14 protein-coding genes and 1 pseudogene are annotated in these 19,164 nt (G+C 49.1%); 4 read left to right on the top strand and 11 right to left on the bottom strand.

Annotated elements, in window-relative coordinates:
- On the top strand, window positions 1-1,032 hold the full coding sequence (locus ACYVIY_RS13155; protein ID WP_460976811.1) for a PorP/SprF family type IX secretion system membrane protein: 1,032 nt from the start codon (window positions 1-3) through the stop codon (window positions 1,030-1,032).
- A 27-nt stretch (window positions 1,033-1,059) separates the two neighbouring features.
- On the opposite strand, the gene ACYVIY_RS13150 is transcribed toward ACYVIY_RS13155, so the two are convergent.
- The 7 genes from ACYVIY_RS13150 to fusA all read right to left on the bottom strand — a co-directional run bounded on the left by ACYVIY_RS13150 (window position 1,060) and on the right by fusA (window position 11,246).
- Window positions 1,060-2,310 (bottom strand): aspartate kinase, encoded by a 1,251-nt coding sequence (locus tag ACYVIY_RS13150; RefSeq protein ID WP_460976810.1) that lies wholly within the window; start codon window positions 2,308-2,310, stop codon window positions 1,060-1,062.
- 105 nt (window positions 2,311-2,415) lie between these two features.
- Window positions 2,416-4,350, bottom strand: coding sequence for a 1-deoxy-D-xylulose-5-phosphate synthase (gene dxs, locus ACYVIY_RS13145; RefSeq protein WP_460976809.1), 1,935 nt, complete (start codon window positions 4,348-4,350; stop codon window positions 2,416-2,418).
- A gap of 205 nt (window positions 4,351-4,555) precedes the next feature.
- Window positions 4,556-5,479: a rhomboid family intramembrane serine protease gene (locus ACYVIY_RS13140; protein WP_460976808.1), complete on the bottom strand. Its 924-nt coding sequence runs from the start codon at window positions 5,477-5,479 to the stop codon at window positions 4,556-4,558.
- Between the two features lie 2 nt (window positions 5,480-5,481).
- Window positions 5,482-6,261 (bottom strand): rhomboid family intramembrane serine protease, encoded by a 780-nt coding sequence (locus ACYVIY_RS13135; protein ID WP_460976807.1) that lies wholly within the window; start codon window positions 6,259-6,261, stop codon window positions 5,482-5,484.
- A gap of 35 nt (window positions 6,262-6,296) precedes the next feature.
- On the bottom strand, window positions 6,297-8,318 hold the full coding sequence (gene mutL / locus ACYVIY_RS13130; RefSeq protein WP_460976806.1) for a DNA mismatch repair endonuclease MutL: 2,022 nt from the start codon (window positions 8,316-8,318) through the stop codon (window positions 6,297-6,299).
- A 195-nt stretch (window positions 8,319-8,513) separates the two neighbouring features.
- Entirely contained in the window at window positions 8,514-8,819 is a 306-nt protein-coding gene (rpsJ, locus tag ACYVIY_RS13125) for a 30S ribosomal protein S10 (protein ID WP_077134125.1), read from the bottom strand.
- A gap of 309 nt (window positions 8,820-9,128) precedes the next feature.
- Window positions 9,129-11,246 carry an elongation factor G gene (gene fusA / locus ACYVIY_RS13120; RefSeq protein WP_460976805.1) on the bottom strand — a complete coding sequence of 706 codons (2,118 nt, stop codon included), beginning with the start codon at window positions 11,244-11,246 and terminating at the stop codon, window positions 9,129-9,131.
- A 381-nt stretch (window positions 11,247-11,627) separates the two neighbouring features.
- Here fusA and ACYVIY_RS13115 point away from each other — a divergent pair.
- Window positions 11,628-13,418, top strand: a pseudogene (locus ACYVIY_RS13115) (ABC transporter ATP-binding protein).
- A 73-nt stretch (window positions 13,419-13,491) separates the two neighbouring features.
- Here ACYVIY_RS13115 and ACYVIY_RS13110 read toward each other — a convergent pair.
- Complete coding sequence (locus tag ACYVIY_RS13110; RefSeq protein WP_460976804.1) at window positions 13,492-14,202, bottom strand: LexA family transcriptional regulator; 711 nt, start codon at window positions 14,200-14,202, stop codon at window positions 13,492-13,494.
- Between the two features lie 124 nt (window positions 14,203-14,326).
- Here ACYVIY_RS13110 and ACYVIY_RS13105 point away from each other — a divergent pair, with 124 nt between their 5' ends.
- Window positions 14,327-15,592, top strand: a complete 1,266-nt coding sequence (locus tag ACYVIY_RS13105; RefSeq protein ID WP_460976803.1) for a DNA polymerase Y family protein — start codon at window positions 14,327-14,329, stop codon at window positions 15,590-15,592.
- Here the strand turns inward: ACYVIY_RS13105 and ACYVIY_RS13100 are convergent.
- Window positions 15,587-16,405 carry an Fpg/Nei family DNA glycosylase gene (locus ACYVIY_RS13100; protein WP_460976802.1) on the bottom strand — a complete coding sequence of 273 codons (819 nt, stop codon included), beginning with the start codon at window positions 16,403-16,405 and terminating at the stop codon, window positions 15,587-15,589. The genes ACYVIY_RS13105 and ACYVIY_RS13100 overlap by 6 nt on opposite strands.
- A gap of 386 nt (window positions 16,406-16,791) precedes the next feature.
- On the opposite strand from ACYVIY_RS13100, the gene ACYVIY_RS13095 reads away from it, so the two are divergent.
- Entirely contained in the window at window positions 16,792-17,736 is a 945-nt protein-coding gene (locus ACYVIY_RS13095) for a hypothetical protein (RefSeq protein WP_460976801.1), read from the top strand.
- Between the two features lie 76 nt (window positions 17,737-17,812).
- On the opposite strand, the gene ACYVIY_RS13090 is transcribed toward ACYVIY_RS13095, so the two are convergent.
- Window positions 17,813-18,250, bottom strand: a complete 438-nt coding sequence (locus ACYVIY_RS13090; RefSeq protein ID WP_460976800.1) for a hypothetical protein — start codon at window positions 18,248-18,250, stop codon at window positions 17,813-17,815.
- 12 nt (window positions 18,251-18,262) lie between these two features.
- Complete coding sequence (locus tag ACYVIY_RS13085; protein ID WP_460976799.1) at window positions 18,263-19,147, bottom strand: transglutaminase domain-containing protein; 885 nt, start codon at window positions 19,145-19,147, stop codon at window positions 18,263-18,265.
- Window positions 19,148-19,164: the final 17 nt, after the last annotated feature.

Below are 19,164 nucleotides of genomic sequence, written 5' to 3'. Positions count from 1 at the left end.
ATGATTAAGAAATATATACTGACGATTTTGACGCTAGCCATTAGCCGCGCGGCCTTTGCGCAAGACCCTCAGTTTACTCAGTTTTATGCAGCTCCGTTGTACCTGAACCCCGCGTTTGTCGGGTCGGCGCTGGCCCCGCGTATCACGGCGAACTATCGGAACCAGTGGCCAGCCATTACCAACTACGTAACGACCATGATCGGCCTCGATCATTACTTCGACCGGGTCAATAGTGGCGTTGGCCTTTTGATTCAAAATGACAACCAGGGTCAGGGTAGGATTCAGTCAACAGAGATAGGGTTGCAATACTCTTATCAATTTCAGGTTGGCGAAGAATCGTTTGTACGGTTAGGCTTGCAGGGCTCTTATGTAAACCGAAATGTGAATTACTTTGGCCTGACTACGGGTGATCAATTTACCGACCGGGGTTTCATTACGGGCAGTGTTACGTCTGACCCAACGTTGCTGGCGGGTTCACCAAAAAATAAATACCTGGACTTTTCGACTGGTGGCCTGTTCTACTCCGACTGGTTCTGGATTGGCGCATCAGCGCACCACATCAACCGGCCTAATCAGGGTTTTTTCGTTGGCAACAACGAACGGTTACCGGTTAAAGGTAGCATTCAGGCTGGTTTACGGATTCCGCTCATGGGCTTTACGGGTCTGGCCGATGAAACGGATCGGGAAATCAGTTTCTCGCCGGTGGTTCTTTACAAGTTTCAGGGCAAGTACGACCAGTTGGATTTAGGTGCTTATCTGACGTACGCACCGTTGACCGTTGGTGCTTACTACCGGGGTATTCCGTTTAAGAAGTACGATCAGACCATCAACAACCACGATGCCATTGCCTTGTTGGCTGGCTACCGAGTGGATAAGTTTTCGATCGGCTATAGCTACGATTTCACGGTATCGACACTCGGTAACAGTGGAGGGTCGCACGAGTTATCGTTATCCTATATTTTCGAAAAACCCGAAGGTCGTCGGGCCGGAGTGCGCAGACGGGATAAGAAACTGCCCTGCCCTAAGTTTTAAGCCTGTTTAACGGACTGGTTCAACCAATTACTGAACAGCGCCCAGATCTCGTACGACCAGCTGGACTGTATAGCGGCTTTTTTGCTCCAGCAGCAGTTTCTTGTTCACCAGCACCCGGTCGATTGTTCCCTGGTCGTAGTAGCGAATAGTAATCAGCTCCAGGCCGTCGTTGTAAGTGACCCGAAAGCCCTGTTTCAACTCCTCCAGCAAAGCCGGAATACGGTCTGAATTGTTGTCCACTACCACCGAGAAGCTGATGGCGGTGTTCTGCATCAGGTTAATTTTGACGCCCAGTTGAGCAAATCGGCCAAAGATTCGACTCAGGTTATCTTCGGCTATAAACGAAAAATCATTCGGGTGCAGCGAAATCAAGACTTGGTTGATCTTGAAAATGAATGAGGGAATAGACAAATGCTGCTGAAAATCGCCGATCACCGTACCGGGCTTCTGCGGATCGATGAATGATCGAACGTAAAGCGGTATCCCTTTATTCTGTAGCGGCTTGATTGTCTTCGGATGAATGACCGTTGCCCCGTAATACGCCAGTTCAATCGCGTCCTGATACGTAATCCGATCCAGCAGCACCGTTTCGTCAAACCACTTCGGATCAGCGTTCAGTACGCCCGGCACATCTTTCCAGATCGTAACGCTTTCGGCATCTAAGCAATACGCAAAAATAGCCGCTGTATAGTCGGAGCCTTCACGGCCAAGCGTTGTGGTACGGCCGTCAATAGTCTGACCGATAAAGCCCTGCGTGATCGTGATCACATTCGGGTCGATTTTATTCTTACTACGTTGCTCGGTTACAGTCCAGTCTACGCGTCCTTCGCGAAATGTCGCATCCGTTCGGATTAGCTGCCGCGCATCGACCCATTGAATAGGTAAGCCAAGGTGCTGTAAGTAAGCCGCTACAATTTGGGTAGAAAGGAGCTCGCCTACTGAAACGATCTGGTCGTACCATTCATCGTAAGCGCCTACTGACGGCTGACGCAGAAAATCGGCTAGCTGAGCGAAGGTTTGGTGAACAGCCGAGAAATCGCCCGCCAGCTCGCCCAGCATCTCTTCATGGTAAGCACGTATCGTTTGCAACTGGCTTTCCAGCAAGTCCTTCTGCTGATCAGCGTAAGCCCTGGCTAAAACTTCCAGCGCATTGGTTGTCTTTCCCATGGCCGATATGACCACAATCACCTGCTGCCCTTGCTGTTGAATAATGTTCGCCAGGTTACGCACACCAGCCACATCTTTAACCGATGCTCCTCCAAACTTGTAAACTTTCATTGGGTACTCAAAAAATTGTCATTCTGATCAGAGAAGACCTTCACCGCTGATTAGCTAAGGTGAAAGCGTATTCTCTGATCAGAATGACAAGAAAAAACGAATCAATTAAACAGCGACTGCGCTGCGGGTAAAGAGAAGCTCACGAACGGCATCGGCAATACCCTGCGGATCGAAACCGCACTCGTGGTGTAATTCAATTTGTTCGCCGTGTTCTATAACAGCATCGGGAATACCCAGCCGCTTGACGCGAGCCATGTAGCCATGGTTAGCCATAAACTCAAGCACAGCGCTTCCAAAGCCCCCCATGACGCAACCATCTTCAACGGTTAGCACCCGATCGAAACGGCTAAAAATCTGATGCAGCATTTCTTCGTCGAGCGGTTTTACGTAACGCATATCGAAATGAGCCGGGCGAATACCTTCTTTGGCTAACAATCGGGATGCTTCGACGGCGTAGTTGCCAATATGTCCAATCGTCAGAATCGCTACGTCTTCACCATCGGCGATCATCCGTCCTTTGCCAATCACCTGCTTTTCGAGCGGAGTGCGCCAATTCGGCAGCACACCTTCTCCCCGCGGGTAGCGAATGGTAAACGCCTGTTTGCCTTGCTGCACCTCGTCTGACTGCGCTGTGAACATCATGTTCCGAAGTTCCTGCTCATCCATTGGAGCCGCGACAATCATATTCGGGATGCAACGCATATAAGCCAGATCATACGCGCCGTGGTGCGTAGGTCCGTCGGCTCCGGCAAAACCAGCCCGATCCAGACAGAAAATCACGGGGAGTTCCTGAATGCAAACGTCATGAATCACCTGATCGTAGGCCCGCTGCATGAAGGTTGAATAGATATTACAGAACACGACCTCACCCTGCGTAGCCATACCAGCCGAGAACGTAACGGCATGCTGCTCGGCAATACCAACGTCAAAAGCCCGCGTTGGCATGGCTTTCATCATGATATTCATGGATGAGCCCGATGGCATAGCGGGCGTAACGCCTACGACACGCGGGTTTTGCTCAGCCAGCTCAACCAATGTGTGTCCGAATACATCCTGGTATTTCGGCGGCTGGGGCGTATCGTATACCTTCTTTTTGATGACCCCGGTTACCTTATCGAATAGACCCGGAGCGTGCCACTTGGTTTGATCTTTTTCGGCTGGTCCATACCCTTTTCCTTTAACGGTCAGAATGTGCAGCAGCTTAGGACCTGGTATGTGCTTAAGATCGTCCAGAACGCTTACCAGATGATCAATATCGTGCCCATCAATGGGACCGAAGTAGCGGAGATGCAGCGACTCGAACAGGTTGCTTTGCTCCAGCAACGACGATTTGATGCCCGACTGCACCTGCGATACTAACTCCTGAGCCGTTTTGCCGAGCTTATCCATCTTGCCCAGCAGATTCCAGACCTCATCCTTTACTTTGTTGTAGGTTTGTGAGGTAGTGATATCCGTCAGGTATTCCCGGAGCGCACCGACGTTCGGATCGATGCTCATGCAATTATCGTTCAGGACGATCAGCAGATTGGAGTCGGTGGCCCCGGCATGGTTCATGCCCTCAAAGGCTTCACCGGCCGTCATAGCACCATCGCCAATCACAGCAATATGGTGCCGCTCTGTATTGCCCTGTAACTGCGAGGCTACAGCCATACCCAAAGCGGCCGAGATAGACGTAGACGAGTGACCAACACCAAATGCATCGTACTCGCTTTCCTTACGTTTTGGAAAGCCTGACAGCCCTTTATAGAACCGCTGAGTGTGAAATTGGTCTCTTCGCCCCGTTAAAATTTTGTGCCCGTACGCCTGGTGACCTACATCCCACACAAGCTGGTCGTCGGGCGTATTGAATACGTAGTGTAAAGCCACCGTTAGCTCAACCACACCGAGGCTGGCCCCAAAATGACCGCCGTATACCGATACATCGTCAATAATAAACTGACGAAGTTCATCGGCAACCTGGGGCAATCGAGATTTGTCGAGTTTACGAAGATCGTCGGGAGTGTTGATGGTAGCCAAAAGACTGCCGGGAGTAATCAGCATGTTCGTAGCAGAAAAGCGTCCGTATTACAACAGACGTATAAAGTACAATGTTTACTTCGGTATTTTTCCCGTTGCTTTATACAGCGAATGTACTTGATTTTTCGTATATTATTAAAAAGTTAAGCCCCGACTGTCGTGAAAATCATTTCGGACAGTCAAGGCTTAACTTTTTAGGTACTTGAAAAAATAGCGCTGTCAGACAAGCCTAATTACGTTGGCTGGCCCGAAATAGTTTTTGCTTTTCTTCGCGGGTTAGACTTTCGTAGCCTGAGCGGGATATTTTGTCTAGAATTGTATCGACTTCGTCCTGATCGGGCGTTGAAATCGCCGATGAAGTACTTCCTGCCGTAGCATACGTACTAGCCTGCGTGCTGGCACTACTCCGTTGCCGATACGACACTTTTACGGCTGGCTTGGGCTTAAGCAGGCTGCTCCACCCATCCACAATCCAGTAAATTGGTCGCCCCAGATCGGTGCCACTTTGCAAAAGCTTAACATAGCAGAAGCCCATGATTGCGCCCCCCAAGTGAGCCAGATTACCACCGGCATTGGCACCCGCTGATTGGGCAATAGACAGAATGACAAAGAAGAAGACGATATATTTGATTCGTACGGGACCAAAGAACAACAGATGGAACGTATAGTTGGGCAGCAACGTAGCGGCTCCCACGGCTACTGAAAACGCAGCGGCCGACGCCCCGAGCATCTGTGCTAATTGAACGCGACTTTCGAAGTAAGGGACCAAATTATACATAGCCAGGAACAGCAACCCGCCGGCTAACCCACCCATAATGTACAGTCCGATCAAACGACGACTACCCAGATATTCATCGATCAACCGGCCAAACCAGTATAGGAAAAGCATGTTATAAAGAATGTGGAATATCTCTTGGTGGGAAAAGAAATAAGTAACGAGCGTCCACGGCCGATGCAAAAAATCAGTGATCGATCCGGGAATCGTTAACTGTTTTAAGATTAAACCATAAACAGCATCTTTCTCGGCCATTTGCAGACTAACCCTAGCCAACAACAGCACTAGAAAGACAACGGTATTGATCAATATAAGCTGAACCAACGTATTGTTGGGCTTATTGAATTCGCTTCGAAAATCATCTAACAACCCGCTCATCACTAATAAAACGTTTTTCGTTGTGAACCCCAGTATTTAACCAGTATATATGCAAACAGCATGCCGCCTATATGAGCAAAGTGAGCTACGTTGTCAGCCTGCGACTGATAGATACCTGAATAAACTTCCATGGCCCCGTAAAAGATAACGAGGTATTTTGCCTTAACCGGTATAGGTGGAAACAATAAAAATAACTGAGTGTTTGGAAACAATAATCCGAACCCCATTATAACTCCAAATATAGCACCAGATGCGCCAACCATCGGTTGGTTTACCTGCTCGGTGTAGATTCCGTTTACGATACGGACCGTGTACTCCTGAATTTTGGCATCTCCCGGAAACTGCTGGTACTGCTCAATTACCGTATTCAGCCTGTCGTACAGAGACGATGCGTGCGTATCAACAAAATTTAAGAAACCGTCGGGTGTCGGGTTCATTCGATACTCACGAACAGCTTCATATACGCCACTAACCTCGAAATAGTTTATGCCCGAAAACAACAGGGCAGCGCCCAGCCCGGTAAAGAAATAAAAGAACGTAAACCGGCGCGGCCCCCAAAATCGCTCCAGCATTGGCCCGAACACCAGTAACCCGATCATATTGCTGAATATGTGGCCAAAACCACCATGCAGAAACATGTGCGTCAATAATTGGATCGGATTAAATCGTTCTGACAAAAATGAGTGCAACCCAAATTGTTGAATAATAGTCTCATTCGTAAAAAAAAATACCAGTACGTTTAGTAACAGTAACGTGCGAACAACCGGAGTAAGATCAAACATTCGTAGAGGACAATTTACCCCGAATAACTTAATTTTTAGCGAAAAAGTCCCGCAATCTTATCCAACGTCAATACAACCGTTATGGGCTCGCCGGTTGGTGTATAGCTTGGATTGTCCGACGCAAACAGCTGATCCACCAGCGCTTTACACTCCGTTGAGCTCAAACGCACGGCATGGCGACCAGCCGAACGACGGGACAAAGAACGAGCCAGTAATTCAATCCGATCCAGTTTCAGCCGCCCGGTGTCGGCTCGTAGCTGAGCCAGCAAATTAGCAAATAGTTCTTCTTCGTTTTCGCCCGTTGTTAACGCGGGCACGCCCCGAATCACAAAGGTATTCTGCCCTAATTCGTCGAATTCGAAGCCTAGACTGGCTAAGTCATCCCGCAATTCAAGAGCGAGTTGAAAATCAACCGGCGTTAAAACAACCGTTTTCGGAAACAAAAGCTGCTGCGACGAACCGCTACGTTTAGTCAGGGCCGAATGGAACTGGTCGTACAGTATTCGCTCGTAGGCACGTCGCTGATCGATCAGCATCATGCCCGATTTAACCGGAGCCAGCAAATACCGATTCTGCAATTGAACGATTGTTCCTTCGCCAACTTGTGGGGTTTCGTGCTCCTGCGTTTCAACAACTTGCAACTGATTGGCGCGGCTTCCCAACGTAACAGGCTCCATTTCAGAAGTGGATTGATCGGCCGCCGGAGCCGGTACTGGTTTAGAACTCCCTAACCAGTCGTCTTCTGTTGGCTTATCCTCTCGCGTCGGACTACTGCCTGGGCTGACTCCTTCAAATAAAGCTTGCCAGTTATTCACTGACGGCTTCTTAGGCATATCAAAGCTAGTACCAGCCGCTTTGTCCAGCGAACTTGTTCGAGACGAACTCCGCTCATTTGTGGGCTTCGCTACCGGGTCAGGGCTGCGTTCAGGTTGGCTGCCAGTAGCCCACGAAGCGGTGATCGGTCGGGCCGCATCGGGCTTATCCATTCCCGCGGGCTTGGCAGCGCCGGCTCCCCGGCCACCTGACAGGAAGTTGACATCTGAATCAAAATCGAGTGAGGGAGCCAGATTATAAACGCCAACCGCTTTCCGAACGGCTGCCATCATAATCGCATAGACTGAGCGTTCGTCGTCGAACTTTATTTCTGTTTTCGTCGGGTGAATATTGATATCAATGTGCGACGGGTCAATATCAATGAACAAGACATAGAACGGATGACTTCCTTCCGGCAAGGTTCCTTCATACGCTCCAATTACTGCATGATGCAGATAATTGTGCTTTATGTACCGGTTGTTTACAAAGAAGAACTGCTCATTACGTGCTTTTTTAGCCGACTCAGGCTTTCCTATGTACCCGTGCACAGTAACGTAGGGCGTCTGCTCTTCGCAAAAGTTTAGCTGCTCGCGGTAGCTCTTGCCAAACATATCAATGATCCGGCGACTTAGTTTGCCAGCCGGCAGATTGTAAATCTCCTGATCGTTGTGGAACAGTGAAAAGCTTACTTCGGGATTAGCCAGAGCCACGCGTTGAAACTCATCGAGGATGTGCCGCATCTCAACCGAGTTTGACTTTAAGAAATTTCGGCGAGCTGGTACGTTAAAAAACAGGTTTTTTATAAGAAGATTAGTCCCTGGCAGGCATGAAATGGCCTCCTGCGCTTTCACATCGGAGCCCTCAATACGTATGAGTGTACCCAGTTCATCTTCGGCCCGCCGAGTTCGCATTTCGACCTGCGCTACGGCCGCAATAGAAGCCAGGGCCTCACCCCGGAACCCCATAGTGCGAATCCGGAACAAGTCATCTGACGACCGTATTTTAGACGTAGCGTGCCGTTCAAAACTCATCCGGGCGTCGGTTTCAGTCATACCTGCCCCGTCGTCCACGATCTGGATCAAGTTTCGGCCAGCCTCCCGAATTATTACCTGTATCGATTTAGCTTTTGCATCCACTGAGTTTTCAAGCAGTTCTTTCACGACCGAAGCAGGTCGCTGAACTACCTCACCAGCAGCAATCTGGTTGGCTATCGAGTCCGGTAAGAGCTGTATTACATTTAACATAACGAATTATAGCAGCCTTACGTGGCGTTTTGTCATACTCTACAATATACAAAGAAAACAGGTGGCTAGTGCCTATAATTTAGATAAAATATAAACCGACCAAGGCATTAGTAACCAGACGAAACCGAAAATGCCGCAAGCACAAAACAGGGTAGTTTCATACTTGCGGCATTGATAGCCATTAGCTAGGAGTCGTTAGACTTTGATTTCTACGTCAACACCGCTTGGCAATTCAAGCTTCATCAACGCGTCAACCGTTTTCGCACTGCTGCTATAGATATCAACCAGACGCTTGTAGGTGCAAAGTTGAAACTGCTCCCGCGCTTTCTTGTTGACGTGGGGCGACCGCAGTACGGTGTAAATTTCTTTGTCAGTTGGCAGCGGGATCGGACCGCTTACAACCGCACCTGTTGATTTGACCGCTTTTACGATCTTTTCTGCCGACTTGTCAACCAGCATGTGGTCGAACGACTTCAGCTTAATGCGAATTTTTTGGCTCATTGTGTTTTGGTTCGTTATTTAGAAACAGGACCGTCGAAAGAACCATTTACTCCGACCGTCCTAGAATTGGCCTGCAAAGGTACGAAATAGTGCTGGCTTTTAAGCCTTTACTTTTACTTTTTTCTCTGTAATTGTGTTAAATGTAAAGGCTCACTGATCTCATATATTTGAGCAAACGTTGAACCTGATAGCGACGAACGACGCGCCCCGACGTAACGCTTCTGGTAGGTGCTAAGGCTGCGTCAGACATGGTAATCAAAAAGGGCACCCAACGTTGGGTGCCCTTTTAATCTATAACGTGCGTTGAAATTACGCTTTCACCGTTCCTTTTTCTTTAGCGACTACAGCTTCCGAAATGTTCTGTGGCACAACTTCGTAGTGCGAGAACGTCAGGTTAGCTGTAGCACGACCCGATGACATGGTCCGAAGGTCAGTTACGTAACCGAACAACTCTGACAGAGGAACGTCAGCTTTGATCACTTGCGAACCCGCTTTCGTATCCATACCCTTCATCACACCCCGGCGACGGTTTAAGTCACCCGTGATCGGACCGGTATATTCTTCTGGTGTTAATACTTCGACAGCCATGATTGGTTCGAGCAGTTTCGGACCAGCCTGACGGGCAGCCTCACGGAAGCCCAGACGAGCGGCCATTTCGAACGATAGCGAGTCGGAGTCAACGTCGTGGTACGAGCCGTGGAACAACCGAACTTTCATGCTTTCGAGCGGGAAACCAGCTAACGGACCGTTTTTCAGCGATTCGTCAAAACCTTTTTGTACAGCAGGAATAAATTCGCGAGGAATTACACCACCGACAATACCGTTTACAAACTCAAGGCCAGGCTGAACAACACCCGTTTCGTCTTCACCGCGTGGTCCAAGTTCAAACACGATGTCGGCAAACTTACCGCGACCACCCGTTTGTTTCTTGTATACTTCACGGTGTTCAACATTCTTGGTTAGCTTCTCTTTGTAAGCAACCTGTGGCGCACCCTGGTTTACTTCTACCTTAAATTCACGACGCATCCGGTCGATGATGATTTCGAGGTGAAGCTCACCCATACCACGAATAATGGTCTGGCCGGTTTCTTCGTTCGACTCAACTTTGAGGGTTGGGTCTTCTTCGATCAGCTTACCAATTGCTTTCGAGAAGTTATCCTGATCGGCCGTTTTCTTCGGCTCGATCGCGTAACCGATAACGGGATCGGGGAACACCATCGACTCAAGAACGATTGGGTTCTTCTCATCCGACAACGTATCACCGGTTTTGATGTCTTTAAAACCAACTACAGCACCGATGTCACCTGCTTCCAGACGCTCAATCTGGTTCTGCTTGTTAGCGTGCATCTGGAAAATCCGCGAAATCCGCTCTTTATTACCCGAACGGTTGTTCAGGATGTAAGAACCTGATTCCAGCACACCTGAGTACGAACGTACGAAGCAAAGACGACCTACGTAAGGATCAGTCGCGATTTTGAACGCCAGGGCCGAGAATGGCTCAGCCGACGAAGGCTTCCGCGAGATCTCTTCGCCTGTATTTGGGTTCGTGCCTTTAATGCTCTCTTTGTCCAACGGCGATGGCAACAGAGCCATCACGTAGTCGAGCATGGTTTGTACACCTTTGTTCTTAAACGACGAACCGCAAAGCATCGGCACGATTTTCATACTGATGGTCGCCTTACGAAGAGCCGCCAGGATTTCATCTTCCGAGATCGACTCAGGATCTTCGAAATACTTCTCCATCAGCGAATCGTCGAATTCGGCAACGGCTTCGAGAAGTTTCTCGCGCCATTCGGTAGCTTCCTCGAGCATATCATCCGGAATAGGAACAACCTCGAAGGTCATGCCTTTGTCAGATTCATTCCAAACGATACCCCGGAAGTTAACCAGGTCAACTACACCTTTAAAGTTATCTTCTTCACCAATCGGCAATTGAAGTGGAACAGCATAGCTGCCCAGCATTTCTTTCACCTGCTTGCACACATTCAGGAAGTCAGCACCCGAACGGTCCATTTTATTCACGAAGCCCAAACGAGCTACGTTGTAATTGTTAGCCAGACGCCAGTTGGTTTCTGACTGAGGTTCTACACCATCAACGGCGCTGAACAGGAACACCAGGCCATCAAGAACGCGCAGCGAGCGGTTTACTTCAACGGTGAAGTCAACGTGGCCCGGTGTGTCGATGATGTTGATGTGGTACTTTTTGTCCCGGTAGGTCCAATCGACAGTTGTAGCGGCCGAGGTAATGGTGATACCCCGTTCCTGCTCCTGCTCCATCCAGTCCATTGTGGCGGCACCGTCGTGAACCTCACCGATCTTGTGGCTTACCCCGGCGTAATAGAGAATACGTTCGGTAGTAGTTGTCTTACCCGCATCAATGTGGGCAGCGATACCGATGTTTCTCGTGAAATTTAAATCGCGAGCCATTAGCTTGTTATACTGAGAGTTATTTAATTCTAAAACAGCAGGAAGGGGCCGATGAGTTCGCCAAACGGCACCTTTTCAAATCAGGTCGCAAAATTACTGAAAGCCAATAAGAAAACAAATACAAATGCGAAAAATAGGCCGGACGCGTGTTCAGTCCCTTTCTATCTTTTGTCCAATATTACCAGGCCTTAAACGGGATTCGTCGGCTATTGCAAAACCAGGCGTGACTTTACTACGTATTGGATACCTGAAAGGCGATTATCTATTAGAGTAGGTCTATATATTTTAAGAAATTTCAGGTGCGTAGCGAACCTATTTTTCTTTGTTTTTGTCAACTTTGCATTCTGATTCCAGCCTGGAATCTTTACCGTAACTTACATCATGCAAAATCCTTACCTGTCCCTGCTCCGCACGGCTTGGCGGTATGCACGGCAGGAAAAACGACAATACGTATTCGTTTACGTTTTGTTTGTGCTGGCCAACATCGTGGCAGCCTTACACCCCTTGTTATTTGGTTGGTTTGTTGAGTCCATTCAGCGCAAAGACACCGCAGTTCTGGACGTTGTCTATTGGTACGCCGGTGGATTTATAGGGCTAAAAGTGCTGGAATGGGCGTTCCACGGCCCGGCGCGTGTACTTGAGCGACGACTCGCGTTTAACCTAAGTCGAAACTTTCTGGAAGAGTTATACCACCAGACCCTGCATTTACCCGTTAGCTGGCACAAGGATCACCACAGCGGCTCGACCATTAACCGTATCCGAAAAGCGTATGACGCGTTAAAATCGTTTTTTCAGAACGGATTCATGTACCTGCACGCGCTTTCGAAGTTTTTGTTTTCGTTCGGAGCGATGTTGTATTTCTCGCCCATCTTCGGGCTGATCGGGGTTGCTTTGGGGGCATTGACCATATACGTTATTCTTCGCTTCGATCGGCCGTTTATCAAGGCGCTCGACGAAACGAATGAACGCGAACACCTGGCTTCCTCAACGCTATTCGACAGCCTGTCAAATATTGTTACGGTAATTACGCTCCGGCTTGAGAAGCGTATCGAAGAAAGCTTTGCGGGTAAAATCAGCGCTATTTTTCAGCCGTTTATGCGTCAGGTAAAAATAAACGAGTGGAAATGGTTCGTTGCCAGTATGCTCGTTGCCCTGATCTACGTTGTGATTGCGACGGGTTACGTATATCAGCATTACGTGCCTGGCCAGGTTTTCTACATCGGTGGTCTGGTGACCTTGCTCGGCTTTGTGAACCAATTCACTAGTGTGTTCAACGACGTAGCGTATCAATACACGCAAATCGTACAGTATAATACTGATGTTCAGACGGCACGCGGAATCAGCCGGGCTTACGAACAGCATACACAAGTCAGCGAACAGCCGACGCTACCCGGAAACTGGCAGCGCATTACGTTATCATCCCTAAATTTCTCGCATACCCGCGTGGGGAGCACCTAACGTAACGTACCGGCGTTGCGCGATGTGCGTATTCAATTGAATCGCGGGAAACGTATTGCGTTTATTGGGGAAAGCGGCTCGGGCAAAAGTACGTTGCTGACCCTGCTCCGGGGCTTGTATGCGACCGAGCCAGGTTTGTCTGTACAGATAGATGATAGTAACTATACCGATCTGAATGTGCTGGCGAACTCAGTCACGCTGTTTCCGCAGGAACCCGAGATTTTTGAAAACACAATCGGTTATAACATCACACTGGGCCTGCCATTCGATGATGCGGAAGTAATGGACGTTTGTCAGACCGCTCATTTTGCCGACATTGTCAAGCATCTTCCGCAGGGTCTGGAGACGAATATTCAGGAGAAAGGCCTGAATTTATCAGGTGGCCAGCGGCAGCGACTGGCTCTGGCGAGAGGAGTACTGGCGGCACGTACCAGCGACATTATCTTACTGGATGAACCGACCAGCAGCGTAGACCCGAAGACGGAATTTGAGATTTACCACAAAATGCTCCGTCAGTTTTCTAACAAGGCCGTTGTCTCTACCTTGCACCGACTGCACCTGCTGCCGATGTTCGATTATATTTATATTCTCCGCGATGGACGAATTGTAGATGAAGGCAGCTTTGTCAATCTCCGCCAACGTAGCGTTTTGTTTCAGGAGATGTGGGCGCATCAGAAAGAAGCCCTACAAACCGAAGAACGCGTGGAAGCGTAATTTAGCCCCTGCTCTAAAACAAAATAGCCCCGCCAGTACGTCTAGCGGGGCTATTTTGCATATAGTGGTTTCCTTACTCGACCGGAGCCTCGACAATGGTTACGATTTTCCAGAGGCCCCGAATATCCTGAAGCGGTACCGTTACGTTGCCACCGTTCGGATTATCGGAGTGAAGCGTCAGGTATTTGCGGGTCAAGAGCTCGTTGTCGCGGATGCGTTTCACCACGAAGTAATCCCGATACATTACCGCGTACACTCCGCCTGACTGGTATTCCCAGTCGCTTTCGCTGACCGGTACAGCCAGCACTTTTGCGCCGTGCGCTAACTGAGGGCTCATACTGTTTCCGGAAATTTCCAGGACAACCGCCCGCTTATGTCCTTTCATCACGGGCTTCCGGATTCGGAACATTTCCATATCAGTATTATTAATACCATCCGCGTAGCTCTCCACGAAGCTAGCGTAAAAACGTACCGGCACAAACGGAACTTCGAGTGTGTCCTCGTCGGAAGTCATCAACGTAGCGTTCGCTTCCGGTGAGTTCAAAACGGGCATGATACCCCGAATCAGGTAATCGGCGCTGATCTGAGGATAGCAAGCCAGCAAGCTCATGATCGTATCGTACGAAGGCTTAGCGCGTCCATTCAAAATGTTATAAAATTTCGACGGATTCTCGCCTAATTCTTTGGCTATCTGGTAAATCGTTATGCCCAATGCATCGAATATATGCTTCAGTCGATCCTGTATGCTCATGGCTTCATTAATTTTTTCTGAACATTTCTCCATTGAGTGAGTATGGATAGGTAGTAAATATAATATAAGTAAAATATATTGCACTTGTATTAGCCCAAAACTACAATAATTACTGATCATTCGCGCGAATATCGACGGCTTTTTATCTAATAATCCGATGAACCGAAATCGACTTGGAAACCATACTCAGCCAACTATCCTGTTTGTCGACATGAATAGCTTTTTTGCTTCTTGTGAACAACAGGATAATTACTGGCTGCGCGGCCGTCCCGTTGGCGTCTGCGTGTATACAGGTCGGCAGGGATGCGTTATATCGCCTTCTGTAGAGGCTAAGCGACGGGGCGTTAAAACAGGCATGCGCCTGGACGAAGCGATGAGCCTGTGTCCTGAACTAGTTCCTGTTGAAACCCATCCGTCCCGTTACCGGGAGTATCACGTCAAAATCATTAACGAACTCCGCACATTTGCCGATGATGTTGTTCCAAAAAGCATCGATGAAGCCGTCATTGATTTGACCAACTATCAACAAGCTTACCCCGATATGCGGCAGGTTGCGCTGGCCATAAAAGCTGCCATTCGGAACAAAGTTGGCGATTGGCTACGCTGTTCAATCGGGATTGCCCCAAACGTGTTTCTAGCGAAAGTGGCATCGGATATTCAGAAGCCCGATGGGTTGACGATTATAACGCCGGAGACGATTGACGACGTATTACGTTCACTACGGCTTACCGATCTACCCGGCATTGGCCATCGCATGCTGGCCCGGCTTGAAGCGGGCGGTATCTACACGCCGTTGGATCTGCGGTATGCGTCTCCCGAGCACTTGCGGGCCGTTTGCAAGAGTATTATTGGCTGGCACTGGCACCTGCGCTTGAACTTTGGCGGAGAGGTTGACCTCGAAGCGAATGACGAATATAAAAGTATGTCGGCCATGCGTACAATCTCCGCGGAACAACGGAACACACCCGACCGATTAGACGAATTGCTTCAATCGCTTTGCCTGACTCTCGAACGGCGTATGGTGCAAAAAGAGGTGTTTTGTCAGGATTTATCATTCTCGTGCCGATACCATACGGGTAAAACATATAATTATGAAGTACGCTTCCCGGAACCCAAACAGGATGGCCCTGAACTCTACCAGATCATCCGTCAGCGACTCGACAAATTTCAGGAAACACACCAGTGCGAACCGGTTCTGAATGAGCACTTACGGAGCATGTGCGTTGCCGTTTTCCGATTCATTCCCGCCGAAGTGGTACCCCTTAGCTTATTCGAGAACTCGTTACGTAAAGACAAATTCCGGCAAACGCTTTACGACGTAAAAGCTAAGTTCGGCGCCGACAAGCTGATGCGCGCCACCGAGCTACGCGACAACCCTGCTTACCGCGACGTAATTGGGTTTGGCAACATCAAAGACTTATAAGTTTGTCTGCTCCTTTGGACAAAAGAACGTCGTGCGTCCGCCAACAACAGTCCGTTCAATGCGGGTGGCGCAGCGCGGACAAAACTTATGGGCTTCTACATCATCGTACGGCGAATCGTCCCACTCGCGAACGTGGATCAGAAAGCTGTTCGGAAAGTCGCGGTACATTGCTTCGTAGCGGATGGCCGTTTCCAGAACCAGTCGGATCGCTTCGTGCAATTGAACCAACTGACTGTCCGTTAAGGTATCCGCCCGCTGCTCTGGGTGGATGAACGCCTGAAACAGCACTTCGTCAACAATCCAGTTCCCCAAGCCTGCCACTACACTCTGATCGAGCAAAACAGGTTTGATCAGGGCTTTTTTCCGCCGAATGCGCTCCGATAACTCCATGAGTGAAATATCCAGAGCGTCTTCGCCGATTTTCTTACGCTGAAGGAACGTATCGATATCGTCGACCAACCCCACCCGTTCGAACTTACGCGGACACAGAAAACCCAGGTTAAACCCACTGCCGAATTCAAACACAATCCGCGCAAAGCGAGGCCGGTCGAGGGAAGCATGATAGTATTCAAGGTCGCCGGTCATGCCAAAATGCATGTGCACCGTTACGTTGGGATCATCGGTTTGTACAAAAAGATTCTTGCCTACCCGCCGGGTTTGAGTAAACGACCGCCCCGTTAGCCTGGTCACCAGTGTTGGATAATCGGTGGTCAGCAGTTTCTTATCTTCAACCTCAATATGAGTGATCGGCTGATACAGCGACGACGTCTCCAGATACTGTCGCCGAATTTCAACTTCAGGTAATTCAGGCATTATTTATCTAATTTTTTATTGACAAAATACCGTACATCAATCTTTCATCTGAAACCGTCCAAAACCGTATTTACGGCCTTTAATTGCGTAATTACCGTCTTCGCTTTTATCTATTAAGTGGTACCTAAACCGATTGTGCAGTCGCTATCTTGCAGCAGTTCAGACCATTGGCGGAAAACTTTTTTTGAAGGCAATCAGTTGTTGACAACAATACCCTGGTATAAGTCAACGTTTCGTCTTTATGTTTCATCCGTAAACGAACCATTCTGTAGCAAAACTTTACTTTTCTAAGCCATTACTACACGGAAAATGCAGCAACCTCTACACAACCGCAAGTGCGGCCTTTTTATGAATGTGCATGTTCAACTGTTAAACTGAAGATTGCTATGGAGAACAATCCCCAAAAACCCAGAACGAATGGTGCCCTATTAGCAGCCCTGATTATTATGACAGGTCTGGCTGGGGTGTCAAGCTATTTGTATTTCGACCAGAAGAAAGTATCGGAGAACCAGGAAGTAACGATTTCGGAACGCGTTGAAGAATTATCGACAACCCGCGTCAAACTGGATTCGATTTCATCGGCTCTTGATGCGAAGATTGCTGAAGTACAAAAACTGGGTGGTGATATTACCGAACTTGAAAAAGTACGGGCTCAACTGGAACAGGATAAAGCGGCATTACGTCGTGGAAACCGCATTTCGGCTGTTTCGCTCGCCAAATACGAAGGCAAAATCAAGCAGTATGAAGCGTTCCTGGTCGAAAAAGATTCGCTGATTTCTAACCTACAGCGCGAAAATGTTACGTTGGCAACGAACGTTAAAGTCCTCGATGAAGAAAACACGGGGCTGAAGACCGAGCGTCAGAAGCTTACCGATTCGGTCACAACCGTTATCGCTCAAAACCAGGAGTTGAGTACCAAAGTGACCCGAGCGGCCGCCCTGAAGGCACAAAACGTGAAGGTATTTGCGGTTAACGCGAAAGGTAAAGTAAAAGAGGACGACGCCTACAAAGCGAAACGGTTAGACAAGATTAAACTGGTTTATACGCTGCTCGACAATCCGCTGACCAAGGAGGAGCCGAAAGACGTGTATGTTCGGGTGCTTGATCCAACCGGTGCAGTCGTGTCAGACATGGCCAATGGCTCTGGAACGTTTACGGTTGATGGTAACGAGACGATCTATACCACCAAACAGACCATTAATTACACCAACAACGGTCAGAACGTAGAACTGCTCTATACACGGGGCATTCCGTATAAGCCCGGCAAATACACCGTAGAACTGTACGCCGAAGGTTTCCGGATCGGAGCTGGCGAGTTTGCAGTCCGGTAGTTGACTGCCATTCCAGATACCAAAAGCGCGGCACCCAACGGTGTCGCGCTTTTTTATGTAGTTTATGTCTGATCAGTTACTGTTTCACTCCGGCAAAGTTGAACAAGGTATCAGGTTCTTTAACGATTGATAACCGAAGCAATTGGCCCTGTTTTTCCATACCGCTGTTTGTGAAAATCCGCTCGGTCTGTAACGTACCGATGCTTGCGTCCGCCGTCTTTAGCAGGATAGCGTCGGCCTGACGGCTTAAGCCAATCTGCGGGATCTTCGTACGATCATTTGCGGAGGCCGACCGGGTATAAACCAGTGTTACGGTACTGTCTGATTCAGGGGTCAACTCAACGCATGGCAACTGCCCAGCAGGCATAGCCACCCGCGATGGATCCAGAAATACATTCGTCTTGTAAGTACCCGCCACATGGCCAACCAACGACGCGTTTGGCTGTATATCGTGATCCTGCTGACAGGACATTAGGCAAGCGGCTAAGGCGCAGACAAGTAACTGTGTTTTCATGGGCGGATGTGTTTACTGAAGAGACCCATCTGAGCCAGCAAGCGTTGCCGTCTCAGGTGTTTTTTTTCCAAAATGGTTAGCTGATACGTCTTCGGTAGATCCGTCTTCGGCTTCTGTTTCGGCTTTACGTACCCAGACCCGCATGTCGTTGAGCGTCATCGACCCAAATTGTGTGGTGAACGCTACGTCAGCGGCATCACGGCCGTAGGCGACCGTAATTCGATTACCCCGTGGTTCTTTCTGAGTAGCATCGAAGGTATACCACCGATCGTCTACGAAAGCTTCAAACCAGGCATGAAGGTCCATCGGATCGAGTTCGTATAAGTAGCCGACAACCATACGGGCTGGAATGTTCAAAGCCCGGCAGAGCGCCATGCCCAGGTGCGTAAAGTCACGGCAGACCCCCACACGGTTGGCAGCGGTATCTACCGCCGAGGTGCTGGCATCGCTGGTCCCGTACTGATACGTTACGTGTTCGTGAATCCATTTCCGGATCGCTTCAACCTGATCATAGCCCGGTTCGGCACCCTCGGTAATCTGAGTGGCCAGATCGCCCAGTTGATCAGATTGACAGTATCGGCTCGGTAGTGTATAGTGCAATACGCTATCGGGCAATTCTTCGACCGGGGTATAAGGCGCTCCGGGCGTTACGTCGATGACATCGGCGGTTTGGACAGTAGCCGCGAAATGAATGGAAAACGGCCCCTCAGGAGCAACCAGACGCTGGCATAGATTACCGTAGATATCGGTGAACTCCGTTACGTTAACGGAAGGTGTAATCTGGTATTCTTCGCGAACAATCCATTGCCCCGCGCCCGATCGGGGACGTAACATGAGCACTAAAGGAGTTGGGCCGTGCGCTTCAAACTGAAGTTCGCAACCAGCGTTGAGTAACATGCCGTATCTGATGAATG

It is taken from the genome of Spirosoma knui (assembly GCF_054780635.1).
This window is presented reverse-complemented; position numbering and strand designations above follow the sequence as displayed.